Here is a 23,924-nt window from a genome sequence, read left to right as displayed (position 1 = left end):
TTTCCGGCTCGGGCGGCGTCTTGGAAAACTCTGTGGTCTATGTAAGCGGGTCTTGACCCGCTCACAAGCGCTTACTCTGCCGCAGCCGCTTTTGTGACCGTAAGTGAGCCGCCCGCTTTCTCAACCGCCTCAACAGCAGCTTTCGAAGCACCGGTTACTTCCAGGTTCACTTTGGCGCTGATCTCGCCTTTGGCCAGAACGCGGACACCGTCCAGCTTGCGACGGACCAGACCGGATGCTAAGAGCGCGTCCTCGGTGATCGCAGCTTTGGCGTCCAGCTTGCCGGCGTCGACGAATTTCTGGATCAGGCCCAGATTGATAACGGCGAATTCCTTGCGGTTCGGCTTGTTAAAGCCACGCTTGGGCAGGCGCTGGTACAGCGGCATCTGGCCGCCTTCGTAGCCATTGATGGCCACACCCGAACGGGATTTCTGGCCTTTGATACCACGGCCACCCATTTTACCTTTGCCGGAACCGGGACCACGGCCAACGCGGGTGCGTTTAGGTGCGGCGCCTGGGTTGTCGCGCAATTCGTGCAGTTTCATATCGCTTCTCCTTAGCCGGATGTGACCCCCGAAGCGTGATGGGCCAACCACGGCATTTCTTGGTTTTGATTCTCGTGGATGGAAATCCACCGGAGCGCTCTACAGCGTTGCACGCTCAGTTGCAAGTATTGTTCAATCACATCCCCAATACCAAAAGAGGCGCCATAATGGCGCCTCTTCAACGGTGAGTGGTTGGGGTGTTACCCGCAGTAGGCATGCTCGCGCGCGATATCCGCGATATCGCAGCGACGAATACCGATATCATCCAGTTCGCGGTTGGTCAGACGCTGAAGCTCGGTATAGGTGCGGTTGTATTCCATCGCTCGGGCGCGGTTTTCTTTTACGCGCTCGATAAAGTTCGCAATACGGGTGCTCAGGTTGAAGCCGCCATGTGTCAGTGTAGCTGTATGTCCCATATCTTTATTCCTTTCGAATGTCGGGGCGTATTCCCCGATGTCACTTGATTTGTTCCTTCATTGGACAAGGGGGAGATAGGCGCGCTCGATACCGCTAACAACGCGCGTTTTGGTCTAGCCGGTATGCAAAAACTGAATGGCGGGGTGAGTTTGATACTTATTGCGCAATTTTTTTACCATTTATTGCGCTCACGGCACCGGTTCGCATTAGCCGTGGTTTACAGACAATGCGAACTGCGATCTTTGTCCTGCGACCTTAATGTCAGGGCTTGAATGTCAGCGCTTAGTTACGAAAATACTGCTCACAATTCGCACCCGTCGAAATGAGATAGAGCCCAGATTGAATATCCTAAATTCGGTCCAATCCTGGGCTTGTATCTTTACCTTACGAGACGCGGCCCATACTCGGCATATTCTTCCCAAATGGGGGTGGTATCACACACTCTCATTTCTGCTTCCGAGGTGCCGGTAATAGAACCCAAAGACTTCATGGTAATGCCTTCGATCTTCTTGGCTCTGGCATGAAAATAGATGTCACCCTCTGTCCAGACTGTTCCACCATAGGAAGAAAAGTTAGCGTTGGCATAAAACCCGCCCATACTGATAATGCTGGCTTCGCCGCCCGGTGCGCAGTCGTCATCCTTGCCCATCTGTAATCCTGAATGCGAATAGACAGATTGTGCGGAGGTGTTGGTTGTGGCAATCGTTGCATCCTCCAACACAACGTTCGAGGAAAACTCGATTTTGCAGTCGGTTACCATCGAGAAGTTCTCATAAGTACCCGACTTGAAGGTAATAGTGCCGCCGGAACATGCATGTTTGTAGGCCTTTCCGGAAGTGATATCTTCAGGGCGTATCTCCATTACAGAAAGCGTGTCTTCCGCCACTTCGGTAACGGTTGAAGGCGTAAACGCACTGGTGCCTGTATTCAATTCGTCGATGATCGTAGGAATTTGGCTAAGTGAGGAAAAATCGTACCAACCTTCGGTCCGTGCATGTTCAAGGTTTGCGTTTGTCGCAAAGCCTGAATCAGGAAGACGAAGATCTTCAGCATGAGGCATCGAGACTTTGGCACCCATGATATTTGCATCATAGTTGTCCGGCGTGAAATAGTTATTCGACCTCAGACTGACATATTGGTTGGAATGCATACAAAAGCCAGGCCCATAGAAGTTCTGGGAATCAACTGTAAGGGGCCCTTGAGCCAAGAGACCTTGATACGAACATGGCTTGAGCTTCATGGCATAGATTGCTTCGCTAGCCACATCAAAGCTGTCAAAACCAATTATAGACAAAATGAAGTTCAGAGTTGGATTGCCTCGGTCCTGCGTCATTCCCGCATAGACATGCACGGCTTCGGTCGCGACGGGCGATGATACAAAAGTGCGCTTATCAAAATCCCAAGTTCCAAATGTGAAATCGGCTGATCTTACCGCAGTATCCATATTTGTTCTGGGCAACATCTTCGTCAGTACGGCAAGGCCCTCTGCCCTTGCGTCCGTGGCACTCTTGGTCTGACGCGCCAACAACGCCGCATGAGCGGAAGAATCCGCCGCGTTCTGCAGCCTTTGATTATCGGCTTGGCGCTTTTGGAAATCGATCGCTAACCCCCCCAAGACCACCAATATAATGCAAAAGTACAGAGACAGAATTGTGGCCGATCCGTCTTCGTCACTCAGGAAAAAACTGGCGAGATAGTCAGAGAGTTTCATCTCAAAACTCCACGAGATGGTTGCTTGTTACGTCGATCTCAACTCCGCTGAATGTATTGCGTAAAAACTGCATTGGCATCAGATCAACTGCTGGAACTTGCACTGATGCAGTCGCCATCTTAAACGATTTTGACACATCAACAGTGACATTGGCACCTAGGTGCGAGAGCTGGTTCGATAAATCTAGTTCTGCTTCTGCATCGTCGCGGTAAAGACCCAGTGAGTGCTCTCTCGATACCGTTTGGACAACGCGCAAAATTAATGACTCCTGCACAAAAACCATCGAGACATTTAAGGCGAAAATCATCAAGAAAAAGAACATCGGAATCCAGATCATAGCCTCTACAGTGAAAGAGCCAGACTCGCAGTTCCAGAATTCCGACATGCGCCGCTTCGAGTTAGAAAATATTTTTTCGTACAGTTCTGACATTGAACAACTTTTTACACTAGCTACTTCACAAACTGCACCTTGGTTTGCAGTTTCAGCCATTTCTCGGTCCTTTCTCAACAAAGACTCTTTGGTCGAATCGTCTTCAACCCTGACTTGCAGAGAGAGTTTGCCCGAAAGCTATTAAACACCATTTGAACACACCGTTCATATTCAATTAACATTGAGTGTTTTTCGTGCACAATTAACCGTGTTCATCAAAGTTTTCTGCTTAAAACGCTTGATTTCCTAAGGTTATCGAAGTTCCGAGAAATCTCTGTTTTTATCGGTTCGCCCAGAGAATTATTAGTCTGGCGACCTTGGAGCGCACTCAATCCACTTGGCAGGAATTGACCGAGGCGGGCACAGAATATGTGTCAATCAAACTATGGTTCCGATGAAATGTAACCGTCATCATCATGGGTATTAGTCGTGTGCGGTGCTTTGGTGCGTGGACTGACTAGGTATGCTCACGCCACGGGCAGACGATCCGAGAGCAACTCGGCCTGCAAAGAGATGGTGCACAAGCAAACAGCGCAGGTGCCGAATGTATTGGCTGTTATGCCGTATCATTCGGAGATTGCCTGGCGATAACCGGAGGCCGTCCAGATATGAAATCCGCCGCCCACAGGTTCGGTTGTTACACCCTCGAAATGCGGACTGAGCAGGTCGATCTCGGATTTCAGACACAAGCCACGTATCCGCCCGCCCTTGTATTTGCGCATGTCGCGTCTAAGCGAGTCCACGCTGCGCAGATAGATATGCTGCCCCGGCCCGGCCCTGGGAGCATGAACGTGCACCGCGCCACGGGGGAAGTTCCGATTTTCGAGCCTGCAGAAGATTGCCGTCTCACCAGATTCAAAGCTGTCGTTTAAGTGCACAAGGATCTCGGCGATAGGCATACCGTAGTCCCGTGACTTCGATTGCGCCAGAACCTCGACCGGTCGCAGCGGACCGCCCAGTGCAACAACAACCAGAACCGCTGCAATGCATCCGATTACAGGGCGTCGGCAGACGTAGAAGATCAACCATGCCGCGCCGACGCACAACAAAGGCAAGATCGTGAGTGTATAGCGGTCATACACGCTGTCTTGGGCAAGGATCATAATCAAAACAAACAGGACCGCGATCGAGGACATGGCGAAATAGGCCGATGTCCTGTAGATGAACGGAATCATCAGTAGACCTGCCAGACCAGCCAACCGTATCACGGGCTCGTCATACAGGATCAGCGTGTCGAAACCGGAGATGGTTCTAGACACGAACTCCAGGTTTTCGGGGATGAAGCGGTTGATCATCTCACCCTCGATCGACCCGCTGAGCCTATCCTGCCCCCAATATTTTGCATGCTGGAAAATCTGCCAGATGAACCCAAGGAAAAATGCAGCGAGAACCGAGTACTGAAAACGTCGATTCCGGGCGATGTCTCGCAGTTTGTCCCCATGGAACCGCGAGGTCAGCGCCACACCAATCAGAGCGATCAGCAGAAATCCCAACGGTGTCGGACCCTTCTGCAAACCCGCCAGAAGAACTGTAATCGGGAATGTCGGCCAATAGCGTGGGTTCTTGAGCGACAAGAACAACGACAATACACCAAGCGTTACAAAAAAAACCGCACCCGCATCCAGCATCGCCGAGGTTGAATATTGCCAGAATTGATCGGATGTGGACAACAGCAACACCGAGATCGGCATCAGCCAAACCTGACGCGGAAACATAACATAGGCGAGCGCTGCGGTGGCTATCATCGCTCCGGCTGCAAAGATCAGAGAGGGTATGCGCAGCGCGATCAGATCGGTCAGACCTGCCTGGATCAGGCCCGCGGACATCCAATATTGCAGGGGCGGCTTTTCGAGTGAGGGTTTGCCAAGGCTGTAAACTGTAAACCAGTCCTGAAACGCCGCAAAACCCAGCGTTCGGTCATGGGTATAAAACTCGTCATAGCGCCACAGATCCCCGCCGCCGAGGTTCTGCGCGTGCCAGTATGCCGCGGTGATGACGATGCAGATACAGGCCAGCACCGCATAGCCAAACCTGTTTTGAAATTTACTGCTCTTGAGCTCAATCTGCGTCATTTTTTTAAAATCAATGTTACTTTTGGGATTCACGGGTCTCTGCGCCAGTTCAGTGCAACCCGTGGGATTGATGATACGAAAAACCCAGAACCAGTTCGATGGTTAGGTGGCCGGAATATAAAAAACGCCCCCGATCCGGTCAGGGGCGTTCTTATTCCACAAAGAAATCGCGCTCAGCCGCGTTCTTCGATGATCTCTACCAGATGCGGGATCTTATTGACCATGCCGCGGACCGAAGGAGTGTCCTCCAGCTCACGGGTTTTGTGCATCTTGTTCAGGCCCAGACCGATCAGGGTTGCGCGCTGTTCGGCGGGGCGGCGGATCGGGGAGCCGATCTGCTTGACGACGATGGTTTTTGCCATGGGTCGCTCTCCTTATGCTTCTGCTTCAGCAGCAGCTGGTGCTTCTTCCCGCTTGGGCAGGATGTCGGCAACCTTTTTGCCACGACGTGCGGCAACCGAACGCGGGCTCTGCTCTTTCTGCAGGCCGTTGATGGTGGCGCGAATCATGTTGTACGGGTTCTGCGAGCCCAGCGACTTGGACACAACGTCCTTGACGCCCAGCATTTCGAACACGGCACGCATCGGACCACCGGCGATGATACCGGTACCTTCAGGTGCGGTGCGCATAACCACTTTACCAGCGCCGTGACGGCCCTCGATGTCGTGGTGCAGGGTCCGACCTTCGCGCAGTTGCACGCGGATCATCTGACGTTTGGCTTGCTCGGTCGCCTTACGGATGGCCTCGGGTACTTCTTTCGCTTTACCCTTACCAAAGCCGACGCGGCCTTTCTGATCGCCGACAACCACCAGAGCGGCGAAGCCAAAGCGCTTACCACCTTTTACGGTTTTCGACACGCGGTTGATTGCGACCAGACGATCTGCAAATTCCGGTGCTTCTTCACGGTCGCGGCCACGGCCCCGACGGTTTTCACGTTCTGCCATTTGGCATCCCTTTTCTCATGTGGCGCTTACGGCGCCGTTTTCTTCAATCCAAGTGAGCCCCGACTGTCGCCGAGGCCCCCGGATCATCGGGGCGGATCGAAACCCGCCCGCAGGTCTTAGATCTTCAGACCACCTTCACGCGCGGCGTCGGCAACTGCCTTCACCTTGCCGTGGAACAGGAAGCCACCACGATCGAAATAGGCCTCTTCGACGCCTGCCTTCTTGGCACGCTCGGCGATGGCCGCGCCCACTTTGGTGGCCGCTTCGACGTTGTTCTTGCCAACAACACCCAGATCTTTTTCCAGAGTCGAGGCCGACGCCAGGGTCACGCCACGTACGTCGTCGATCAGCTGAACAGAGATGTTCTTGTTCGAACGGTGTACGGACAAACGCGGACGACCCGCGTTGACCTTGCGAAGTTTGTTCCGAACGCGCAGGCGGCGCTTCAGAAACAGGGTTCTTTTGCTGTTTGCCATTGTTTGCGTCCTTACTTCTTCTTGCCTTCCTTGCGGAAGATGAACTCGCCCTTATAGCGGATGCCCTTGCCTTTGTACGGCTCGGGACGGCGCCATTCGCGGATTTTGGCCGCGACTTCGCCCACCTGCTGCTGGTCGATACCTTCCACAACGATCTCGGTCTGCTTCGGCGCGGTGATGGTGACACCTTCCGGAGCAGTGAAATCAACATCGTGGCTGTAACCCAGGTTCAGCTTCAGGGTGTTGCCCTGCATCTGAGCCCGGTAACCAACACCCTGGATCTCCAGCTCTTTTTTGAAGCCGTTTGTCACGCCTTCAACAAGATTGGCAACCATAGTGCGGCTCATGCCCCACTGTTGGCGCGCGCGCTTGGACATCCCACGAGGGTTGATCTGCACAACGTTGTCTTCGACCGACAGCGTTACGTCATCGGTTGCGGTGAAGCTACGGGTGCCTTTCGGACCTTTCACTTCGATGGTCTGACCCGACACAGAGGCGGAAACGCCGCTGGGCAGCTCGACCGGTTTTTTACCAATACGAGACATTGCAGACCTCCTTAGAAGACGGTGCAGAGCACTTCGCCGCCAACATTGTTGGAGCGAGCGTTTGCGTCCGACATCACACCTTTCGGAGTGCTGACAATCGACACGCCCAGACCCTGACGGACCTGCGGGATGTCATTGACGCCCATGTATACGCGACGGCCGGGTTTTGAGACCCGCTTCAGTTCGCGAATAACAGGGGTGCCTTCGTAGTATTTCAGGCTGATTTCGATGGCCGGATGACCGTTTTCACCGGTCGTCGCTTCGTAGCCACGAATGTAACCTTCGTCCGCCAGCACGTCCAAAACCCAACCGCGCAGCTTGGAAGCCGGGGTGGAAACGGTGGACTTGCCGCGCATTTGCGCGTTGCGGATACGGGTGAGCATATCGCCGATAGGATCATTCATATCTATGTCTCCCTTACCAGCTCGATTTCACCATGCCGGGGATCTGACCAGCAGAACCCAGCTCGCGCAGCGCGATACGGCTGACCTTCAGCTTACGGTAGTAAGCGTGAGGACGACCGGTCAGCTGACAACGGTTGTGCAGACGGGTTGCCGAGCTGTTGCGCGGCAGTTTCGCCAGTTTCAGACGCGCCTTGAAGCGCTCTTCCATCGGCTTGCTCTCGTCATTCGCGATTTCTTTCAGCTCGGCACGCTTTGCGGCATATTTGGCCACCAGGCGTTCGCGCTTCTTTTCGCGTTCGATCATTGCTTTCTTAGCCATGTCTCAATCCTCCCGGCGCTTACGCGTTGAACGGCATGTTGAATGCTTTCAACAATGCCTTTGCTTCAGCGTCGGTTTTCGCTGTGGTGGCAATTACGATATCCAGGCCCCAGACCTCGTCGACCTTGTCGAAGTCGATTTCCGGGAACACGATGTGCTCTTTCATGCCCATGGCAAAGTTGCCACGACCATCGAAAGACGGCTTCACACCGCGGAAGTCACGAACGCGAGGCATCGCGATGGTGATCAGACGATCCAGGAATTCGTACATCCGGTCGCCACGCAGGGTCACTTTCGCACCCAGCGGCATGTCTTCACGGACGCGGAATCCCGCGATCGACTTCTTCGCCTTGGTTGCAACAGCCTTCTGGCCAGCAATCGCAGTCAGATCTTCGACAGCAGCTTTCGCTTTCTTCGAGTCTTTGACAGCCTCAGCACCACAACCGATGTTCAGAACGATTTTTTCCAGCTTGGGCAGCTGCATGTCGTTCTTGTAGCCGAACTCTTCTTTCAGAGCGGCACGGATAGTTTCGGCGTACTGAGCTTTCAGACGCGGGGTGTAGGTTGCGGTATCAAGCATCGATCACGTCCCCTGTGGTCTTGGCGAAGCGCACCTTCTTGTCGCCTTCCATGCGGAAGCCAACGCGGGTTGCTTTGCCGTTTTTGTCCAGCAGTGCCAGGTTCGACAGCTCGATCGGGTTTGCCTGAGGCAGGCGACCACCTTGCGAGGTTTGCGACTGACGGGTGTGGCGGATGGCGATGTTGATGCCATCGACAACGGCTTTACCGGCTTTCGGGTCAACCGAGGTGATAGTCCCCTCTTTGCCCTTGTCCTTGCCGGCCAGCACGACGACCTTGTCGCCTTTGCGGAGTTTAGCAGCCATGATTACAGCACCTCCGGAGCCAGCGAGATGATTTTCATGAAGTTCTTGCCGCGCAGTTCGCGAACAACGGGGCCAAAGATACGGGTACCGACTGGCTCGTTGTTGTTGTTCAGGATGACGGCGGCGTTGCGATCGAAACGGATCGCGGTGCCGTCTTCGCGACGAACTTCTTTGGCGGTGCGTACGACGACGGCCTTACGGACGTCACCTTTCTTTACGCGGCCGCGTGGGATGGCTTCCTTCACCGAGACGACAATGATGTCGCCGACGGAGGCGTATTTACGCTTGGAACCACCCAGGACCTTGATGCACTGAACTCGGCGTGCGCCGGAGTTGTCAGCGACATCCAGATTGGTCTGCATCTGGATCATGTGGTTTCTCCCGACCTGTGGGGGCTGGTCTTGTTAAATCCCCCAGGGTTTCGACAAATGGAAATATCCCGGAAGCTTACGCTTCCAGAACTTCCCAACGTTTCGTCTTCGATTTCGGTGCGCATTCGATGATGCGGACTGAGTCACCGACCTTGAAGGCGTTCTTTTCATCGTGAGCCCGGTATTTCTTGGACTTACGGATGGTTTTCTTCAGAACCGGGTGGGTAAAGCGGCGCTCTACCTGAACGGTTACGGTCTGTTCGTTGGCGTCGCTGGTCACGGTGCCTTGCAGGATACGCTTGGGCATCTGATTACTCCTCGGATGCCGCAGCAGCGGCCTTTTCGTTCAGAATGGTTTTGACGCGGGCAGCATTGCGGCGGGCCGCTTTGATGCCGGCAGTGTTTTCCAGCTGACCGGTTGCCTGTTGAAAGCGCAGGTTAAAGCTTTCTTTCTTCAGGTTGGCCAGTTCCTCGCGGAGCTGGTCCGGGGTCTTGTCACGCAGTTCTTGGGCGTTCATCGCCTTTTTCCTTTGCTCAAAACACCAGAAGGCCCCCTGACAGGGTCACCTTGGACCTGGTGGATGAATGATAGACATACGAATCGCCCGACAACGCCGGGAGATCGCAGGATGCCGCTCTATAGGGGTTTGGGGTGTAGGTGGCAAGGGAAAGTTTAGCCACTGTGTATTGTCCGCTGCGCTGCAGCTTGGGACACATGCAACAGTCACATTTTGATAGATCATTGGGCGAATAGACAGACCTCAATCAGGATTATCTAAATCAGTATTATTTAACACAAATCAAATACATCTTTTCTGCAATGCAATTTATACGGTACCTTACAAAGGTAGATAGTTGTTTAAGTTGTGGAACTTTCGCCGAGCAAAGTATTGTTCTGATTCATTCGTTTTACCCTGTCCTACTTGTCAAATCCTGTACCGCTCGACGTTTTGGAGATCCGCCATGAAGGTTCTTATTGTCGATGACGATGCCGACATATTGGAAGTACTCTCTCTTGGACTGGAAATGTCCGGGGACCACAGTATTGAAACTGCGCAGTCCGGGCTGCAAGCGTTGGAAAAAATTGATCACGCCGTCCGTCCTTTTGATCTGTTCCTGCTGGACATACAAATGCCCGAGATGACCGGCGTCGAGGTTTGCCGCAGCATACGGGCCCGGCCACGTTATCAGCACAAGCCGATCATCATGGTCACCGCAATGTCGGATAAGCGGCATGTTGACGACGCCTTTGCCGCAGGGGCCACCGACTACGTAATCAAGCCGGTTGACTTCACCGATCTGAACCTACGCGTCAAGCTGGCTGAAACCGCTTCCTCCCGGATTGAACAGTTGGCCCAAAGCACACAAGCACCGGACCAGTTGTGTCGATTGAACAACGAAGCCAAGACGGTTGCCCTCAGCGACGCGATACCAATAGACGATGTCGATGGGGTCCTGCGGGTCCACGCCTTTGAGAACTACCTGGCGCAGTTGGGCCGGCTGGAGTTTCGCGCCACCAGACTCCAGATACTTACGGTGGCCAATATCACATCCATCTACGAAAGACGTACGCCACGGGAATTCATCGACGAGGTAACGGACATTGCCGAATGCATTTCGGATGCGCTTTGCGAGCAGGCTCCGGTGATTACCTATTTTGGACGCGGAATTTACGGAATCGCGACCTACGGTCATCACGCCAAACCCATCGAGGAGGTGACCGCAAGCATCTATCGGCAAATCGCGGAAACGGGCCTTGTCTTTCGGGATGGCTGTCCCGTGCCTGTCGAATTTGACGTCTCCAGCATTTGCCGCAAATCGTTCCTGTCACCCAAAAAACAGATCGCATTCATCGACCACATGATCGGAGAGCTCAAGACCGCAGCACATTCAAACACCGCACTGTATTAAATGAAATGGCAGCGCGGTGAATTTCGCCCTGCTATCCCCAGTTGTAGTTGAAACTGACACTGATCCGCTCGTCCTCGGCCATGTTCATCGGCACTTCGTGGCGTAGCCAGCTTTCCCACAACAGTACGTCGCCCACCTTTGGCTTCATATAGATGAACGGCTGCAGGTCCCGACGTCCGCCCTTCAGGCGTGTCGGCGCGGCCATCATGCGGCCCGAGCGGGGGTCTTCCAGTTTCAGCGCACTGGCACCTTCGGGCATCGCCACATAGGTCGTACCCGAGATCACGCTGTGCGGGTGCAGGTGGCTGGAATGCATGCCGCCTTCGGGCAGGATGTTGATCCAGAGGTCCTCGAGTTTCAGTTCGCCCTCGCCCAGATCAAACTCCAGATCCTTGGCGAAGGCCGCCACATGCCTGTCCAAAGCCGTAACCAGATCGGCGAAGATCGGGAACCGCCAGGGCAGATCGGTCAGAGAGGCATAGCTGGTGTAGCCGGGATAGCCGTTTTCCTCGCACCATTCCTGCCCGGCCTCATCATCCTCGGCGATGACAAGGCAAGAGCTTTCCAGTTCCTCCGGGTCGATCTTGGGATCGAACTCGGACAGGGACGCGCGGTAGAGACGGGTAACGAAGAGTGATTCAATCTGTGCCATGGGCCGGGAATACCCCAGCCCTTTCGGCAAGACCAGACGCTTAGCTTTTGATGGGCCCTTTGCCACAGCGCGGGATCGGGCGACCGCCATCGGCATAGGCGAGGCACAGCACGATCTCATCCGGTTTCGGCGCGTCTGGAACGTTTAGCGTCATCGTGTCGAAATGATCGAACGACCACGGATTGTCCTTGTGCCCCAGCGGCAGATCAATCGCGCAACCCGGCGCGCCCAGCTTGGCGTTTGAGGGGATCACCGCCTCACCACCGCCGACCGCCGCGCGCATGGGAGCGCCAAGCTTGGGGTGGATCACCGCCCCGCCCTGCTCGAGGTCGCCGTTCATGCCGATGATCGCTGCCTTGCCATATGACACCGGCGCACCGTCCAGTTGCGAGAGCGCATCAACCGCAAGGTCAGGGCCCAGAAGGGCTCCGATCTCAAACAGCTCGGAAAGATCATCCGAGAAGCGTCCGGCCAGAGGGTTCTGTATCACCGCTAACGCGGCAACCCGACTGATCGGCTCACATGGCTGGCCCAGCTGGTCGGTGGTTATGACTTCTTTGACGAACATCTTTTTGCGTAGCTGCACCATATGCCCCCTCATTCCTATTGGGCAGCCTATGGGCCTCGCGGGTTGAGGTCGACTTCTTTCGCGACCTGCATCATCAAAAGCGGTGGAGCCAAAAGAAAACCCCCGCCGGTGTCCCGACGGGGGTCGATCTTGTCACGAGCGGAGTTGCCCTCGGATCGCTTACCAGTCTTCGCGGATCACAACGCGGGTCTTGATCGGCAGCTTCATCGCGGCCAGGCGCAGGGCCTCGCGGGCGATGTCGTCATTGACGCCGTCGATCTCAAACATCACGCGACCAGGCTTGACTTTGCAGGCCCAACGGTCGACCGAACCTTTACCTTTACCCATACGAACTTCGATCGGCTTGGCCGTGACCGGAGTGTCGGGGAAGATGCGGATCCAAACGCGGCCCTGACGCTTCATGTGACGCGTCATGGCACGACGGGCGGCTTCGATCTGGCGTGCGGTTACACGCTCAGGCTCAAGAGCTTTCAGGCCGTAGGTGCCAAAGTTCAGATCAGAGCCGCCTTTGGCGAGACCCTTGATCCGGCCTTTGTGCATCTTGCGGAATTTAGTACGCTTTGGTTGAAGCATATCTTTCCCTCCTTAGCGACGACCGCCACCAGCACCACGAGGTGCAGGGCCGTCCTGGAGTTCCTGTGCTTTACGGTCACGTGCCTGTGGATCGTGCTCCATGATCTCACCTTTGAAGATCCAGACCTTGATCCCGATGATCCCGTAGGGAGTCATCGCTTCGGCATGTGCGTAATCGATGTCGGCACGCAGGGTGTGCAGAGGCACGCGGCCTTCGCGATACCACTCGGTCCGTGCGATTTCAGCGCCGCCCAGACGACCAGCGACGTTCACCCGGATACCCAGGGCGCCCATGCGCATGGCGTTCTGAACCGACCGCTTCATCGCGCGGCGGAACGAGACGCGGCGCTCCAGCTGCTGAGCGATGGACTCGGCAACCAGCTGCGCGTCAAGCTCGGGCTTGCGCACTTCGACGATGTTCAGGTGCAGTTCGCTGTCGGTCATCAGCGCGATTTTCTTGCGCAGAACTTCAATGTCCGCGCCTTTCTTGCCGATGATGACACCCGGGCGTGCGGTGTGGATCGTTACGCGGCACTTTTTGTGCGGACGTTCGATGATCACACGGGCAACACCGGCCTGCTTGCACTCTTTGTTGATGAACTCACGGATTTTCAGATCTTCCAGCAGAAGATCACCGTAGTCCTTGGTATCTGCGTACCAACGGCTGTCCCAGGTGCGGTTGACCTGCAGGCGCATGCCGATCGGATTGACTTTATGACCCATTAGGCTTGCTCCTCAACTTGACGCACCTTGATGGTGATCTCCGAGAACGGCTTCATGATCTTGCCGAAACGGCCACGGGCACGCGGGCGACCGCGCTTCATGACCAGGTTCTTGCCAACCCAGGCTTCGGCGACGATCAGCTCGTCGACATCCAGGTTGTGGTTGTTCTCGGCGTTGGCGATTGCAGACTGCAGGCACTTCTTGACGTCCTGCGCGACACGCTTGTTCGAGAAAGTCAGATCGGTCAGAGCCTTCTCAACTTTCTTGCCGCGGATCATCTGCGCAACCAGGTTCAGTTTCTGCGGGCTGGTACGGAGCATGCGCGTTTTCGCCATTGCTTCGTTTTCGGCCACGCGGCGGGGGTTCTTTTCCTTGCCCATGACTTACTTCCGCTTCGCTTTTTTGTCTGCGGCGTGACCGTAATAGGTACGAGTCGGCGAGTATTCACCGAACTTCTGACCGATCATGTCTTCCGAGACGTTGACGGGGATATGCTTATGGCCGTTGTACACACCAAAGGTCAGACCCACGAACTGGGGCAGAATGGTGGAACGACGCGACCAAATCTTGATGACTTCGTTGCGGCCCGACTCGCGCGCTGCTTCGGCTTTTTTCAGCACGTAAGCATCGACGAATGGACCCTTCCAAACAGAGCGAGACATAGATTAACGTCCCTTCTTCTTGGCGTGCCGCGAGCGGATGATCAGCTTTTGGGACGCTTTGTTCTTGTTGCGGGTACGCTTACCCTTGGTGTCCTTACCCCACGGAGTAACCGGTGTACGGCCACCCGAGGTACGACCTTCACCACCACCGTGCGGGTGATCGATCGGGTTCATTGCAACACCACGAACCGACGGACGAACGCCCTTGTGGCGCATACGACCGGCTTTACCAAGGTTCTGGTTCGAGTTGTCGGGGTTGGACACGGCACCAACGGTGGCCATGCATTCCTGACGGACCATGCGCAGCTCGCCCGAGCTCAGACGGATCTGAGCGTAGCCGCCATCGCGACCAACGAACTGAGCGTAAGTACCGGCCGCACGTGCGATCTGACCGCCTTTACCAGGCTTCATCTCGATGTTGTGGACGATGGTACCAATGGGCATGCCCGAGAACGGCATTGCGTTGCCCGGCTTGATGTCCGCCTTGGCGGATGCCACGACTTTGTCACCAACGGCCAAACGCTGCGGAGCCAGGATATATGCCTGCTCACCGTCTTCGTATTTTACCAGTGCGATGAATGCGGTCCGGTTCGGGTCATATTCGATCCGCTCGACGGTTGCCGCGACATCAAATTTGTTCCGTTTGAAGTCAACGATCCGGTAGAGACGCTTTGCGCCACCGCCGCGGCGGCGTGAAGTGATCCGTCCGGTGTTGTTCCGGCCGCCCGATTTGGTCAAACCCTCTGTGAGAGACTTGACCGGACGTCCTTTCCAAAGCTCCGAACGGTCGATCAGCACCAGCCCGCGCTGGCCCGGCGTCGTCGGCTTGTACGACTTAAGTGCCATGCTTTCTGTCTTCCGTTTAGCAAGTGCAGGGGGTTTCCCCGCTATGTGATAGGCCCCCGTAGGTGCCAAGGGTATAGGGCCCCGAAGGTCCCCGGTTACAAATATCAGAGGCCCCGGAACGAATCCGAGGCCGCAAGATTGGGAGCGTGTAACAGGGTTGGGCGCGGGTGTCTATAGAGACCTTTGGATTTCTACACCACAACGGGAAACCCACGTAAGTCGAATTTCAATGCGCGAATTCCACGAACGTTTAGCTCACTACTGCTGCAGTAAACAAATATCAACAACGCTTTAGGCTCAACAGCTTATAAGCCTACTGAAGGATATGACTAGACAGCAGTTAATCGCCTTCTATTCGAGTGGCTATGGCGGCCAGGACAACACTAAGAACCATGCTATGCCTACACTCATTATATCTTAATATTGTATTGTTTTGATATTTTGATCTATATCAAGGTAAACTACAGACAATTGGTCGTGAATCCTTACCCTGACTAACTTTGGGGGAGAGGCCATGTATCAAAAATATGCTCTACTCATCTTAGCTCTTGCAGTCGGGCTTGTGTCGGCATCGTGCTCAGGAATGAGCTACGCAATGAAAACTTATGGCGATGTCCAGCCAGTCAACTTTGCGGCGCATGGGAAGACATGGCGCGTTTTCGACAAGCCGGAAAGTGGTTTGATTATGCTAACTCCTAGCTTGGGAGATGCCGCGCTTGCCGGTGCCGCCGAGGGCGCAACACTGTGGCTGGCTGGAAGCATGGACCCGACGCAATTGGTCTTTCAATCAGCCGCCAAAGACTATCTCGCTTCGACTGGTCGAAATTGCCAAATTCTAACAGCTCGCCTGGTCGTCGATCCACAGTGGGAATTCTCCTATGCATGTTAAAGACAAGTCACAGGTTTTCCTGCAAACCCAAAAGCAAACTGCGCGAGCAAGCGTGAGAAAAGTTGCCGCATCAATCTGTCTTTGCGCCACAATCTCCGCTTGTGCCGAGCAGCCCAGTTCAATCGCACCTGTTCCAATCGGTGACGTATACGCGGATGTACCCTGCAATAAGGCCAGAGAGTTATATCAAAAGGAAACAGCGAAAGTTCCTTCGTTGATCGCCGCACAAAAAGATGCAGTGGCGGGTGACGCTGTAGGCGTTTTGTTGATAGGTGTGCCAGTTTCCAGTCTATCAGGCGCAGACTTGGAAGGTGAAATTGCGGCCACTAAAGGGAAGATAGTTGCGCTCGCTGCGCGACTTGAGGTTTGCGGAACCCCGCCACCTACAATCACCTGGGATTGACCTTCTTGTCGGGAGCTGCGCCCTTCAGCTTGCGCAGAGAGCTCGAACTCAAAGAGCAGCTTAGGTTTTTTGCAAGAATATGAACCCGTTTTGTCAACCCAAAGACCGTCTGCGGCACAGCGGCTCGGACTCCACCGCGATCCTTTGCTTGAGTTTGATATGCCCCAGCACCTCGCGAAAGGTGCGGTGTTTGGGTTTGCCTTCCAGATAGTCCGCCAGTTTGAGCAGGTTGACCGGGTGTTTCGAAATCAGCGCCTCGACCCGCTGCAACGCCTCGTCCAGTTCATAGTGATCCACGTACTGACAGGCCACCTGCGTGGGCGTCAGCAGGCAGTAATCCTGCGGGCGTTTCTCGGTGTAGCGAGTAATATCGAAGGGCGAGGCCGCGAGGGCGTGGAACTTGGGAATGTGAACGCGCATATCGGCCTCGACGTGCTCCAACACCGTGCCGGAGGTCTGACGAAACCCAAGCGGGCCAAGCTTTCCTATCACATGCTTGCGCATCGCCGGCGAGATCATGTCCACATCCGCCCGGTCGTATTTCAGGTCATCGAACACCGATAACAACCCAAGCCGTTCATCAGCGATCTGAAAATACGGCTCGGCGCTGAACGCCCGTATCTGTTCCAGCACCTGCACACGCACAGTCGCAGGGTCAGAAACGAAGTCGGCCCCGGCGGGTTGAACCTCCGAGGCCGTGAATAGTTGCGGCAAGCGCCGGATCAAAGGCCTGTCCTCACGTCGATTGAGTTACCCTCTTCCACAGTAAACTATGCTGAATCGACGTCTTTCCAATGGCCCAACTACGATTTCACCCGTCCGCCTTCATCTCGGTATCGATCATGATGGATATCGGTCCGGTCGAGAACGGACCGACACCAAACTCTGTGTGATCAATCTCTCCGGTCGCCGAGAAAGCAACCCAATCTCCTTTGTAATAGTCGATGGCGCCACCCAAAGGATGCTCGCCCTGATGGGTCAGCGTGGCTTTCAGGGTCACGGGTTTGGTCACGCCGTGGATGGTCAGGTCTCCGGTCACATCTGCCGTGCTATCTCCGGTGCGCTTGATTTCGGTGCTGACGAATGTGATCTCGGGATAGGTTTCAACCTCGAAGAAATCAGCCGATCTAAGGTGATCATCCAAAGGCCCAAACCCCGAAGCCAGGCTGTTGGTGTCAATCGTCACGTTCAGCGTCGAGGCCTCCACATCGTCGGCATTCAGGTCCAGCACGCCGTCTACTTTGGTGAACTCGCCATGCTGGTTCGAGACACCTGCGTGGCTCCAACCGAACCTCACTTCGGTATGCCCCTGATCGGTCTTGTAGGTTTGCGCAAGGGCCGGTGTCACGGCAACGGTCAAGGCAGCGGCGGCAATCACAGGTTTAAAAGTCATGGTTGTATTCCTTTCATCCGATGGGCACTGGAATGTAGATGAATTTTCATCTAATTAAGTCAAACCAAGACTGCAATCAGAAACAAGGCAAACACGAAGTTGTGAAGAACGATCTGCCAACGGAATTTGAGACAGAAATCTGGGTCGCTATGAACCGAGCTACCCGGCGCATCCAGTCTGACATCGGCGCGGCCCTAAAGGATGCCGGGTTTCCACCTTTGAAATGGTATGATGTGCTTTGGTCGCTTGAACGACACGGGGGTCAGTTGCGTCCGTATGAGCTTGCTCAGGATACCATATTCGAACAGTCGAACCTGTCCCATCTGAGCAAGCGGCTATTGGCAGAGGGATTGGTGGAGTTCATCGAATCTGATCGTGATAGACGTGGAAAAGTTCTGAAAGTTACGGAAAAGGGCCGGAACTTACGAAAACGCATGTGGTCCATATATGGTCCTATGCTGCACGAAAGAATGCGCGCGTTTGGTAAAGTGGATGGCTGGCAAGCATTCATCGAAGCAGAACAGGATCAATCCAGTCCAGACTGAAGGATCTTTGATAGCGTGTATGGGCTAGCACCTCACATTGGGGCACAAAAAACCCGCTTTCGCCGGGGCCTTAGTCTTTCTCCCAAGGCGGGTTCGATCAGAGCCCGGTGGACACGTTGAAGGTGTTACCCTCTTCCAAGGTCACATATGCTTTCTCGATGTCTTTCCGACGGCTCAACTAGCCGCAAAACCTACCATCACCCATAAAGCGCACGGGCTTCGGCGAAGGACAAAAGACGACGACTTTGCTCGTCCCACAGATGTAGGCGCGCGTTGGCGAGGCTTTCTCGGATGGTCATCTGGTTGCTGTTTGCCAATTCATCATGATCGCGCAGCACTGCGGTCAAGCGGTAGAACGGGATGCGGCTGTACAGATGGTGCACGTGGTGGATGCCGATATTGGCGCTGAACCACTGCAACACCGAGGGCAGGATGTAGTGCGAGCTTCCGTGCAGGGCGGCCTCGTGCAGTTGCCAGTCTTTGTCGGGATCCCAGTGCGTGTCCTCGAATTGGTGCTGGACGTAGAACAGCCATACGCCTGCGGTTGCGGCAATCAGGGTCGAAGGCAGGAAAATCAACAAGACCGGCATCAGGCCGCCAAAATAATAAACAGCCAGCAAAGCAGCCAGAATGACCACGTTGGTGCCCATCGCGCTGACCCAGAACCTGAAGCTGCCGGTCAGTCCAAGCGGAAGGCGGTTCTGAAACAGGAACAAATAGCCAGGGCCAAAACCGAACAGGGTTATGGGATGGCGATACACACGATACCAGAACCGGTTCATTGGCGTTTTCGCCTTATACTCGGCCACCGTCAGCGTATGGACATCGCCCATGCCGCGTTTGTCCAGATTGCCCGAGCTGTTGTGATGCGTCGAATGCGTTCGGCGCCAGACATCATAGGGTGTCAACGTCAGCACCCCGATCGCGCGTCCTACCCAGTCGCTGACTGCCCTGTTTTTGAAGAACGCCCCGTGCCCGCAATCATGCTGGATCGCAAACAGCCGCAGCAGGAAGGCTGCATTGAGGGCCGAAATCGCAAACGCCAGCCAATAGCTGAGCGAAAGTGACATCCAGGACAGCGTCCAAAGCGCAAAGAAAGGGATGATGCTGACACCCAGCTCAAAGGAACTGCGCCACTGGTTCGGTTCGCGGTATTTGGCAAGTGTAGACACCCAATCCCGCGCCGCGGTCACATCCGGATTTTCCCGGGTCGAGTGAGAAAAGTTTGCCATACGCCTGCCATATCTTTTGTTTGTTGGGTACCGGATAGACTACCGGCCCGACTTAGCAAGCGATTTGTTCAAAACACGATCGTTCCGCGCTCAATTTTCTGTGTCGCTGCTAAAGAAAAAACCCCCGCTTTCGCGGGGGCCTTCATATCTCTCCAAAGACGGGTTCGATCAGAGACCGGTGGACACGTCGATGGTGTTACCCTCTTCCAGGGTCACATATGCTTTTTTGACGTCTTTGCGACGGCCCAGCTGGCCGCGGAACCGCTTGACCTTGCCTTTGGTCACGGTGGTGTTTACCGCTTTGACCTTCACACCAAACAGAGCCTCAACGGCCTCTTTGATTTGCGGCTTGTTGCTGTCGATCGCCACTTCAAAGACAACCGCGCCGTTTTCGGACGCCATGGTCGACTTTTCGGTGATGACCGGCTTGCGGATCACGTCGTAGTGTTCTGCCTTCGCGCTCATTTCAGACGAGCCTCCAGTGCTTCGACAGCCGCTTTGGTGAGCACCAGGGTGTCACGCTTGAGGATGTCATAGACGTTTGCGCCCATCGACGGCAGGATATCCAGACCTTCGATGTTCTTGGACGCTTTCAGGAACCCTTCGTTCACGGTCGCGCCGTCGATGACCAGAGCGCGTTTCCAGCCCAGGTTTGCAACCTGTTTGGCCAGAGCAGCGGTCTTGCCTTCGGCTTCGGCGTTCTCGATTACGACCAGTTCACCTGCCTTGGCTTTTGCCGACAGAGCGTGGCGCAGGCCAAGCTTGCGGAACTTCTTGGGCAGGTCGTGACCATGCGAACGAACCACGGGGCCTTTGTAGATACCACCACCACGGAAGATCGGCGCGTTACGGTCACCATGGCGTGCGCCACCGGTGCCTTTCTGGCGATAGATCTTCTTGGTCGAGTAGCTGGTTTCCGAACGAGTCTTCACCTTGTGGGTGCCGGCTTGCGCGTTGTTGCGCTGCCAACGGACCACACGGTGCAGGATGTCCGCACGCGGCTCGAGGCCGAACAGGTCTGCATCCAGCTCGATGTTGCCGGCTTTGCCGCCGTCCAGTTTGATTACATCAAGTTTCATGCTTCACCACCTTCCGCGGGAGCTTCTTCCGCAGGTGCTTCAGTTGCAGCACCTTTTACGGCTGCCGGGAACGGCAGACCTTCAGGTGCTTTCTTCTTGACGGCGTCCTTGACGGTGACCCAGCCCGATTTCGGTCCGGGAACGGCGCCTTTGATGAAGACCAGGTTCCGGTCGGCGTCGGTTTTGACAACTTCCAGGTTCTGGGTGGTAACACGGGCAGCACCCATATGACCGGCCATCTTCTTGCCTTTGAACACCTTGCCCGGGTCCTGACACTGACCGGTCGAACCGTGCGAACGGTGGCTGATCGAAACACCGTGCGAGGCGCGCAGACCACCAAAGTTCCAACGCTTCATCGCACCGGCAAAGCCTTTACCGATCGAGGTACCCGAAACGTCAACTTTCTGACCTTCCAGGAAGTGTTCTGCCGAAATCTCGGCACCTACATCGATCAGGCCATCTTCGGAGACACGGAACTCGGCCAGCTTACGCTTGGGCTCAACCTTTGCAGCGGCATAGTGACCGCGCATGGCTTTCGAGGTGCGTTTTGCCTTGGCAGCACCGGCGCCCAACTGAACGGCGGTGTAGCCGTCTTTGTCAGCGGTGCGCTGTGCAACAACCTGCAGGTTGTCCAGGTGAAGAACGGTCACAGGGATCTGCTTGCCGTCTTCCATGAACAGGCGGGTCATGCCAACTTTTTTTGCGATAATACCAGAGCGCATAATTTATACCCTCCGATCTTACGACTGCAGCTTGATCTCGACGTCCACACCAGCAGCGAGGTCGAGCTTCATCAGCGCGTCAACGGTCTGGGGGGTCGGATCAACGATGTCCAAGAGACGCTTGTGGGTGCGGATCTCGAACTGGTCGCGGGATTTCTTGTCAACGTGAGGGCCACGGAGAACCGTGAACTTCTCGATCTTGTTCGGCAGCGGGATCGGGCCGCGCACGTTCGCGCCGGTCCGCTTGGCAGTGTTGACGATCTCTTGCGTGCTGGCATCCAGAACGCGATAGTCAAATGCCTTCAGCCGAATACGGATATTTTGGCTTTGCATAGATACAGCCTTTTATCAGGCGTTGAGGTTGAGAGGAGGACAGACGCGCATCGCCAACCCTCATCGAACCCAAAAGGCGGGAATCACCCCGCCTTGATGTTCCAATAGAGAACTCGCGCGTACTATAGGTACCTGAGCATTTTGGCAAGAGGCAAACGCAGCAAAGAAAGCACTCTTATTCACCTCCGGAAGCGCCATTGGTTAGCCATGGATCTTCGACCTTCATTCCTTGGTAAACCGCGTGCAGAAAGAGATGCGCAACGACTGGGTCACTGGAAAATGGCGAAAAACGCAAAATTCCTTCTCTGACACCTTCTTCAGCCTCATAGACAACCTCGTCGCCCTTCACGGTTACAAGTACTTTGAGCTCGGCTAGAGTCTCTGGATCGACTGAGGTGGGATCGTTTGACAAGATCACGAAATCCGCAGCCTTTCCAACTTCGATGGACCCCTTCTCTTCTTCTTCGAAGTGCTGCCATGCGGGCCAAATTGTCATGGCTTTCAAGGCGGTCATGACATCTACCCGCTGATGCGGTCCCAAGATATCTCCGGAGCGCGTACGGCGCGTGACCGTGGCTGCAAGCACACGCATGCTATCTGGAAAGGCCACCGGCGCATCGTGATGCGTGCCAAACATCATGTCACGTTCACGCAACCAACCTGTGGGTGAGATGTTATCGGCGTTGACCGGTCCGACGGTATGATCTCGGTGCCAATCGCCCCAGTAAAACGTATGCATCGGGAAAAGCGACGGAAACACCCCAAGGCGCTTAAAACTGGCAACCTGATCCTCTCGAAGAAACTGACCGTGGACCAGAACCGGGCGGTTGCCGGGATCGCCATACTTGATCTGCGCCTCTTCGAGCGCAGCAATCAACATGTCTGATGCCCCTTCACCATTGGAATGCACAAGGATTTGGAAATCGTTCTCGTAACACCAGTTCACGGCGTCCTGGAGTTGTTCCATCGTTATGGCCGCATACCCTGCGTACCCCGCGGCATAGTTTCCAACCGGATCATAGTAGGGTCGATCCCGCAAAGCCGTGAAACCCTGCGGCGAACCGTCAATTGTCAATTTGCAGCCCCCTACCCGAACCCGGTTGTCATAATCCGTCGAGGTGTTCGCTCCAATATACTCCCTCGACTCGAGAACATCCGGAAACGCTACAACGTCGATAGGAAGCCCTTCTTCTGCGGCAACTTTCCTGAGAACTTCGACGATTTCACCTGAAGATCGACCTTCTTGTCCGGTCGTATATCCAAACTTTGCCCAGAGTTCGGTCCCAGCTCGGGCAAATGCTGCCAGACCTTCCTCACCCAAATTCCCCAGCATCGGCACGAGAACCGAGAAGAACGCGTATTCTTCCAGAACTCCATTTGGTTCACCGGCTTCATCGCGTTGAATGACCCCACCCGGAGGGGCCTCCGAAGCAGCCGTGATGCCTGCCAACTCCAGCGCTTTCGAGTTTGCCACGCCTAGGTGCCCGGACTGATGAATAATGACAACGGGCAAGTCCTCGGACACCATGTCCAGCTCTTGTCGTGTTGGGTGACGGAGTTCCTTTAATTGAGCATTGTCGTAACCAAAGCCGATGATCATTTTGACCTGTTCAACGGCCTGCGCATTCTCCTCGCCCCAGTCAGTCAGTGTGGATTGCAGACTGGCGATATCGATGACATCACCGTCCGGTGGCGCAAGAAGGTTAGCGGACAATGCCTGCAAGCCTCCCATGACGACATGTCCGTGGCTATCAACGAACCCCGGAAGCATCGCGCGCCCTTCCAGATCATAGGTTTCGGTTTCTTCACCCTGATGCGCCGACAAGTCAGACAGCGGCCCAACCGCAAGAATGCGCCCGTCTTTGACTGCGACAGCTTCGGCGGACGGAGCCGTATCGTCCATCGTAACGATGGGCCCTCCGAGATAGATCCTATCCGCAATTTCTTGTGACGATGCTGAAGTAGATGAGAAAGCAACTGCTGCGACAAGACAAATTGAACGCGCCGAAAAGTGCATCTTATGACCTCTTTCTAATTGCAATGTCTCAATACGAAAGAAGTTAGCATTACTGTTCACTTAGGCAAAAACGAAAAAGGGCGTCCCGAGGGACGCCCTTTCCATCTGATCATTCGCTTGCGCGAATTACTCGATGATTTTGGACACGACGCCGGCGCCGACGGTGCGGCCGCCTTCGCGGATGGCGAAGCGCAGGCCGTCTTCCATCGCGATCGGCGCGATCAGCTCGACGGTGAA

Annotated in this window: 35 protein-coding genes and 1 pseudogene; 3 read left to right on the top strand and 33 right to left on the bottom strand. The window is 55.0% G+C overall.

What is annotated here, in order from left to right; all coding sequences use genetic code 11:
* Positions 1-71 precede the first annotated feature (71 nt).
* The 16 genes from rplO to rpmC form a co-directional block, all read right to left on the bottom strand.
* Complete coding sequence (gene rplO, locus ACRZ91_RS06510; protein ID WP_170544309.1) at positions 72-545, bottom strand: 50S ribosomal protein L15; 474 nt, start codon at positions 543-545, stop codon at positions 72-74.
* Positions 546-745: 200 nt separating this feature from the next.
* Positions 746-961: a DUF1127 domain-containing protein gene (locus tag ACRZ91_RS06505; RefSeq protein ID WP_480903435.1), complete on the bottom strand. Its 216-nt coding sequence runs from the start codon at positions 959-961 to the stop codon at positions 746-748.
* 380 nt (positions 962-1,341) lie between these two features.
* Positions 1,342-2,673: a TadE/TadG family type IV pilus assembly protein gene (locus ACRZ91_RS06500; protein WP_480903432.1), complete on the bottom strand. Its 1,332-nt coding sequence runs from the start codon at positions 2,671-2,673 to the stop codon at positions 1,342-1,344.
* Between the two features lies 1 nt (position 2,674).
* Complete coding sequence (locus tag ACRZ91_RS06495; protein WP_480903431.1) at positions 2,675-3,163, bottom strand: TadE/TadG family type IV pilus assembly protein; 489 nt, start codon at positions 3,161-3,163, stop codon at positions 2,675-2,677.
* A gap of 506 nt (positions 3,164-3,669) precedes the next feature.
* A complete protein-coding gene (locus ACRZ91_RS06490) occupies positions 3,670-5,175 on the bottom strand; it encodes an ArnT family glycosyltransferase (protein WP_480903429.1) in 1,506 nt (501 codons plus the stop codon).
* 173 nt (positions 5,176-5,348) lie between these two features.
* Positions 5,349-5,537 (bottom strand): 50S ribosomal protein L30, encoded by a 189-nt coding sequence (rpmD, locus tag ACRZ91_RS06485; protein ID WP_008757946.1) that lies wholly within the window; start codon positions 5,535-5,537, stop codon positions 5,349-5,351.
* A gap of 12 nt (positions 5,538-5,549) precedes the next feature.
* On the bottom strand, positions 5,550-6,119 hold the full coding sequence (rpsE, locus tag ACRZ91_RS06480) for a 30S ribosomal protein S5 (RefSeq protein ID WP_010437107.1): 570 nt from the start codon (positions 6,117-6,119) through the stop codon (positions 5,550-5,552).
* Between the two features lie 116 nt (positions 6,120-6,235).
* Complete coding sequence (rplR, locus tag ACRZ91_RS06475; protein ID WP_010437103.1) at positions 6,236-6,595, bottom strand: 50S ribosomal protein L18; 360 nt, start codon at positions 6,593-6,595, stop codon at positions 6,236-6,238.
* A gap of 11 nt (positions 6,596-6,606) precedes the next feature.
* A complete protein-coding gene (gene rplF, locus ACRZ91_RS06470; RefSeq protein ID WP_010437101.1) occupies positions 6,607-7,140 on the bottom strand; it encodes a 50S ribosomal protein L6 in 534 nt (177 codons plus the stop codon).
* Positions 7,141-7,151: 11 nt separating this feature from the next.
* Positions 7,152-7,544 (bottom strand): 30S ribosomal protein S8, encoded by a 393-nt coding sequence (rpsH, locus tag ACRZ91_RS06465; RefSeq protein ID WP_010437099.1) that lies wholly within the window; start codon positions 7,542-7,544, stop codon positions 7,152-7,154.
* Positions 7,545-7,557: 13 nt separating this feature from the next.
* Positions 7,558-7,863 (bottom strand): 30S ribosomal protein S14, encoded by a 306-nt coding sequence (gene rpsN, locus ACRZ91_RS06460; RefSeq protein WP_010437098.1) that lies wholly within the window; start codon positions 7,861-7,863, stop codon positions 7,558-7,560.
* 19 nt (positions 7,864-7,882) lie between these two features.
* Complete coding sequence (rplE, locus tag ACRZ91_RS06455; RefSeq protein ID WP_170544316.1) at positions 7,883-8,443, bottom strand: 50S ribosomal protein L5; 561 nt, start codon at positions 8,441-8,443, stop codon at positions 7,883-7,885.
* On the bottom strand, positions 8,436-8,747 hold the full coding sequence (gene rplX, locus ACRZ91_RS06450) for a 50S ribosomal protein L24 (RefSeq protein WP_010437096.1): 312 nt from the start codon (positions 8,745-8,747) through the stop codon (positions 8,436-8,438). The genes rplE and rplX overlap by 8 nt, the downstream gene beginning before the upstream one ends.
* A 2-nt stretch (positions 8,748-8,749) precedes the next feature.
* Positions 8,750-9,118: a 50S ribosomal protein L14 gene (rplN, locus tag ACRZ91_RS06445; protein ID WP_008757934.1), complete on the bottom strand. Its 369-nt coding sequence runs from the start codon at positions 9,116-9,118 to the stop codon at positions 8,750-8,752.
* A 76-nt stretch (positions 9,119-9,194) separates the two neighbouring features.
* Positions 9,195-9,425, bottom strand: coding sequence for a 30S ribosomal protein S17 (gene rpsQ / locus ACRZ91_RS06440; RefSeq protein WP_170775925.1), 231 nt, complete (start codon positions 9,423-9,425; stop codon positions 9,195-9,197).
* A gap of 4 nt (positions 9,426-9,429) precedes the next feature.
* Positions 9,430-9,636, bottom strand: coding sequence for a 50S ribosomal protein L29 (gene rpmC / locus ACRZ91_RS06435; protein ID WP_010437082.1), 207 nt, complete (start codon positions 9,634-9,636; stop codon positions 9,430-9,432).
* A gap of 445 nt (positions 9,637-10,081) precedes the next feature.
* Here rpmC and ACRZ91_RS06430 point away from each other — a divergent pair, with 445 nt between their 5' ends.
* Positions 10,082-11,029 carry a response regulator gene (locus tag ACRZ91_RS06430; RefSeq protein ID WP_480903425.1) on the top strand — a complete coding sequence of 316 codons (948 nt, stop codon included), beginning with the start codon at positions 10,082-10,084 and terminating at the stop codon, positions 11,027-11,029.
* A gap of 31 nt (positions 11,030-11,060) precedes the next feature.
* Here ACRZ91_RS06430 and ACRZ91_RS06425 read toward each other — a convergent pair whose 3' ends face one another.
* From ACRZ91_RS06425 to rplB, 7 genes are all read right to left on the bottom strand, one after another.
* Positions 11,061-11,681 (bottom strand): 2OG-Fe(II) oxygenase family protein, encoded by a 621-nt coding sequence (locus ACRZ91_RS06425; protein ID WP_480903423.1) that lies wholly within the window; start codon positions 11,679-11,681, stop codon positions 11,061-11,063.
* 40 nt (positions 11,682-11,721) lie between these two features.
* Complete coding sequence (locus tag ACRZ91_RS06420; protein WP_480903421.1) at positions 11,722-12,270, bottom strand: amino acid synthesis family protein; 549 nt, start codon at positions 12,268-12,270, stop codon at positions 11,722-11,724.
* Positions 12,271-12,429: 159 nt separating this feature from the next.
* On the bottom strand, positions 12,430-12,843 hold the full coding sequence (gene rplP, locus ACRZ91_RS06415; RefSeq protein ID WP_010437070.1) for a 50S ribosomal protein L16: 414 nt from the start codon (positions 12,841-12,843) through the stop codon (positions 12,430-12,432).
* Positions 12,844-12,855: 12 nt separating this feature from the next.
* On the bottom strand, positions 12,856-13,566 hold the full coding sequence (gene rpsC, locus ACRZ91_RS06410) for a 30S ribosomal protein S3 (RefSeq protein WP_010437060.1): 711 nt from the start codon (positions 13,564-13,566) through the stop codon (positions 12,856-12,858).
* Positions 13,566-13,946 (bottom strand): 50S ribosomal protein L22, encoded by a 381-nt coding sequence (rplV, locus tag ACRZ91_RS06405; RefSeq protein WP_039538267.1) that lies wholly within the window; start codon positions 13,944-13,946, stop codon positions 13,566-13,568. Before rplV ends, rpsC begins: the two co-directional genes overlap by 1 nt.
* A 3-nt stretch (positions 13,947-13,949) precedes the next feature.
* Entirely contained in the window at positions 13,950-14,228 is a 279-nt protein-coding gene (gene rpsS, locus ACRZ91_RS06400) for a 30S ribosomal protein S19 (RefSeq protein WP_010437056.1), read from the bottom strand.
* Between the two features lie 3 nt (positions 14,229-14,231).
* On the bottom strand, positions 14,232-15,074 hold the full coding sequence (gene rplB / locus ACRZ91_RS06395) for a 50S ribosomal protein L2 (RefSeq protein WP_008757664.1): 843 nt from the start codon (positions 15,072-15,074) through the stop codon (positions 14,232-14,234).
* Between the two features lie 514 nt (positions 15,075-15,588).
* Between rplB and ACRZ91_RS06390 the strand changes: the two genes are divergently transcribed.
* Positions 15,589-15,963: a hypothetical protein gene (locus ACRZ91_RS06390; protein ID WP_480903418.1), complete on the top strand. Its 375-nt coding sequence runs from the start codon at positions 15,589-15,591 to the stop codon at positions 15,961-15,963.
* Positions 15,964-16,459: 496 nt separating this feature from the next.
* Here ACRZ91_RS06390 and ACRZ91_RS06385 read toward each other — a convergent pair whose 3' ends face one another.
* Both ACRZ91_RS06385 and ACRZ91_RS06380 read right to left on the bottom strand, forming a co-directional pair.
* A complete protein-coding gene (locus ACRZ91_RS06385; protein WP_480903416.1) occupies positions 16,460-17,092 on the bottom strand; it encodes a hypothetical protein in 633 nt (210 codons plus the stop codon).
* A gap of 85 nt (positions 17,093-17,177) precedes the next feature.
* A complete protein-coding gene (locus ACRZ91_RS06380) occupies positions 17,178-17,759 on the bottom strand; it encodes a YceI family protein (protein WP_480903414.1) in 582 nt (193 codons plus the stop codon).
* 38 nt (positions 17,760-17,797) lie between these two features.
* Between ACRZ91_RS06380 and ACRZ91_RS06375 the strand changes: the two genes are divergently transcribed.
* Positions 17,798-18,304, top strand: a complete 507-nt coding sequence (locus ACRZ91_RS06375) for a MarR family transcriptional regulator (RefSeq protein ID WP_170775919.1) — start codon at positions 17,798-17,800, stop codon at positions 18,302-18,304.
* A gap of 97 nt (positions 18,305-18,401) precedes the next feature.
* Here the strand turns inward: ACRZ91_RS06375 and ACRZ91_RS06370 are convergent.
* From ACRZ91_RS06370 to ACRZ91_RS06335, 8 genes and pseudogenes are all read right to left on the bottom strand, one after another.
* A pseudogene (locus tag ACRZ91_RS06370) lies at positions 18,402-18,482 on the bottom strand (50S ribosomal protein L23); the annotation flags it as partial.
* A gap of 19 nt (positions 18,483-18,501) precedes the next feature.
* Entirely contained in the window at positions 18,502-19,536 is a 1,035-nt protein-coding gene (locus ACRZ91_RS06365; RefSeq protein ID WP_480903412.1) for a fatty acid desaturase, read from the bottom strand.
* 168 nt (positions 19,537-19,704) lie between these two features.
* A complete protein-coding gene (locus ACRZ91_RS06360; protein WP_010437040.1) occupies positions 19,705-20,001 on the bottom strand; it encodes a 50S ribosomal protein L23 in 297 nt (98 codons plus the stop codon).
* Positions 19,998-20,615 (bottom strand): 50S ribosomal protein L4, encoded by a 618-nt coding sequence (rplD, locus tag ACRZ91_RS06355; protein ID WP_010437039.1) that lies wholly within the window; start codon positions 20,613-20,615, stop codon positions 19,998-20,000. The genes ACRZ91_RS06360 and rplD overlap by 4 nt, the downstream gene beginning before the upstream one ends.
* Complete coding sequence (gene rplC / locus ACRZ91_RS06350; protein WP_039538255.1) at positions 20,612-21,337, bottom strand: 50S ribosomal protein L3; 726 nt, start codon at positions 21,335-21,337, stop codon at positions 20,612-20,614. The genes rplD and rplC overlap by 4 nt, the downstream gene beginning before the upstream one ends.
* 18 nt (positions 21,338-21,355) lie before the next feature.
* Positions 21,356-21,670, bottom strand: coding sequence for a 30S ribosomal protein S10 (rpsJ, locus tag ACRZ91_RS06345; protein ID WP_008756422.1), 315 nt, complete (start codon positions 21,668-21,670; stop codon positions 21,356-21,358).
* Between the two features lie 175 nt (positions 21,671-21,845).
* Positions 21,846-23,573, bottom strand: coding sequence for an amidohydrolase (locus ACRZ91_RS06340; protein ID WP_480903409.1), 1,728 nt, complete (start codon positions 23,571-23,573; stop codon positions 21,846-21,848).
* Positions 23,574-23,813: 240 nt separating this feature from the next.
* Positions 23,814-23,924, bottom strand: a 111-nt coding sequence (locus ACRZ91_RS06335) for an EF-Tu C-terminal domain-related protein (protein ID WP_480904111.1), incomplete at its 5' end; no start/stop codon positions are given.

Source organism: Ruegeria sp. O11 (genome assembly GCF_056535285.1).
The sequence above is the reverse complement of the archived record's forward strand: the minus strand, read 5'-3'. Positions and strand labels throughout refer to the sequence as shown.

Excerpts from the sequence above, each read along its gene's own strand:
- rplF (WP_010437101.1), bottom strand. The coding sequence starts at position 7,140 with ATGTCTCGTATTGGTAAAAAACCGGTCGAGCTGCCCAGCGGCGTTTCC.
- ACRZ91_RS06420 (WP_480903421.1), bottom strand. The coding sequence starts at position 12,270 with ATGGTGCAGCTACGCAAAAAGATGTTCGTCAAAGAAGTCATAACCACC.
- ACRZ91_RS06375 (WP_170775919.1), top strand. The coding sequence starts at position 17,798 with ATGAATTTTCATCTAATTAAGTCAAACCAAGACTGCAATCAGAAACAA.
- ACRZ91_RS06425 (WP_480903423.1), bottom strand. The coding sequence starts at position 11,681 with ATGGCACAGATTGAATCACTCTTCGTTACCCGTCTCTACCGCGCGTCC.
- ACRZ91_RS06490 (WP_480903429.1), bottom strand. The coding sequence starts at position 5,175 with ATGACGCAGATTGAGCTCAAGAGCAGTAAATTTCAAAACAGGTTTGGC.
- rpsS (WP_010437056.1), bottom strand. The coding sequence starts at position 14,228 with ATGTCTCGCTCTGTTTGGAAGGGTCCATTCGTCGATGCTTACGTGCTG.
- rpsN (WP_010437098.1), bottom strand. The coding sequence starts at position 7,863 with ATGGCTAAGAAAGCAATGATCGAACGCGAAAAGAAGCGCGAACGCCTG.
- ACRZ91_RS06495 (WP_480903431.1), bottom strand. The coding sequence starts at position 3,163 with ATGGCTGAAACTGCAAACCAAGGTGCAGTTTGTGAAGTAGCTAGTGTA.
- ACRZ91_RS06340 (WP_480903409.1), bottom strand. The coding sequence starts at position 23,573 with ATGGACGATACGGCTCCGTCCGCCGAAGCTGTCGCAGTCAAAGACGGG.
- rplR (WP_010437103.1), bottom strand. The coding sequence starts at position 6,595 with ATGGCAAACAGCAAAAGAACCCTGTTTCTGAAGCGCCGCCTGCGCGTT.
- rplC (WP_039538255.1), bottom strand. The coding sequence starts at position 21,337 with ATGCGCTCTGGTATTATCGCAAAAAAAGTTGGCATGACCCGCCTGTTC.
- ACRZ91_RS06365 (WP_480903412.1), bottom strand. The coding sequence starts at position 19,536 with ATGGCAAACTTTTCTCACTCGACCCGGGAAAATCCGGATGTGACCGCG.
- ACRZ91_RS06505 (WP_480903435.1), bottom strand. The coding sequence starts at position 961 with ATGGGACATACAGCTACACTGACACATGGCGGCTTCAACCTGAGCACC.
- rpmD (WP_008757946.1), bottom strand. The coding sequence starts at position 5,537 with ATGGCAAAAACCATCGTCGTCAAGCAGATCGGCTCCCCGATCCGCCGC.
- rplD (WP_010437039.1), bottom strand. The coding sequence starts at position 20,615 with ATGAAACTTGATGTAATCAAACTGGACGGCGGCAAAGCCGGCAACATC.
- rplP (WP_010437070.1), bottom strand. The coding sequence starts at position 12,843 with ATGCTTCAACCAAAGCGTACTAAATTCCGCAAGATGCACAAAGGCCGG.
- rplV (WP_039538267.1), bottom strand. The coding sequence starts at position 13,946 with ATGGGCAAGGAAAAGAACCCCCGCCGCGTGGCCGAAAACGAAGCAATG.
- ACRZ91_RS06390 (WP_480903418.1), top strand. The coding sequence starts at position 15,589 with ATGTATCAAAAATATGCTCTACTCATCTTAGCTCTTGCAGTCGGGCTT.
- rpsE (WP_010437107.1), bottom strand. The coding sequence starts at position 6,119 with ATGGCAGAACGTGAAAACCGTCGGGGCCGTGGCCGCGACCGTGAAGAA.
- ACRZ91_RS06430 (WP_480903425.1), top strand. The coding sequence starts at position 10,082 with ATGAAGGTTCTTATTGTCGATGACGATGCCGACATATTGGAAGTACTC.
- rpsJ (WP_008756422.1), bottom strand. The coding sequence starts at position 21,670 with ATGCAAAGCCAAAATATCCGTATTCGGCTGAAGGCATTTGACTATCGC.
- rplN (WP_008757934.1), bottom strand. The coding sequence starts at position 9,118 with ATGATCCAGATGCAGACCAATCTGGATGTCGCTGACAACTCCGGCGCA.
- rpmC (WP_010437082.1), bottom strand. The coding sequence starts at position 9,636 with ATGAACGCCCAAGAACTGCGTGACAAGACCCCGGACCAGCTCCGCGAG.
- ACRZ91_RS06360 (WP_010437040.1), bottom strand. The coding sequence starts at position 20,001 with ATGAGCGCGAAGGCAGAACACTACGACGTGATCCGCAAGCCGGTCATC.
- rplE (WP_170544316.1), bottom strand. The coding sequence starts at position 8,443 with ATGCTTGATACCGCAACCTACACCCCGCGTCTGAAAGCTCAGTACGCC.
- ACRZ91_RS06380 (WP_480903414.1), bottom strand. The coding sequence starts at position 17,759 with ATGACTTTTAAACCTGTGATTGCCGCCGCTGCCTTGACCGTTGCCGTG.
- ACRZ91_RS06500 (WP_480903432.1), bottom strand. The coding sequence starts at position 2,673 with ATGAAACTCTCTGACTATCTCGCCAGTTTTTTCCTGAGTGACGAAGAC.
- rplB (WP_008757664.1), bottom strand. The coding sequence starts at position 15,074 with ATGGCACTTAAGTCGTACAAGCCGACGACGCCGGGCCAGCGCGGGCTG.
- rplX (WP_010437096.1), bottom strand. The coding sequence starts at position 8,747 with ATGGCTGCTAAACTCCGCAAAGGCGACAAGGTCGTCGTGCTGGCCGGC.
- rpsH (WP_010437099.1), bottom strand. The coding sequence starts at position 7,544 with ATGAATGATCCTATCGGCGATATGCTCACCCGTATCCGCAACGCGCAA.
- rpsC (WP_010437060.1), bottom strand. The coding sequence starts at position 13,566 with ATGGGTCATAAAGTCAATCCGATCGGCATGCGCCTGCAGGTCAACCGC.
- rplO (WP_170544309.1), bottom strand. The coding sequence starts at position 545 with ATGAAACTGCACGAATTGCGCGACAACCCAGGCGCCGCACCTAAACGC.
- rpsQ (WP_170775925.1), bottom strand. The coding sequence starts at position 9,425 with ATGCCCAAGCGTATCCTGCAAGGCACCGTGACCAGCGACGCCAACGAA.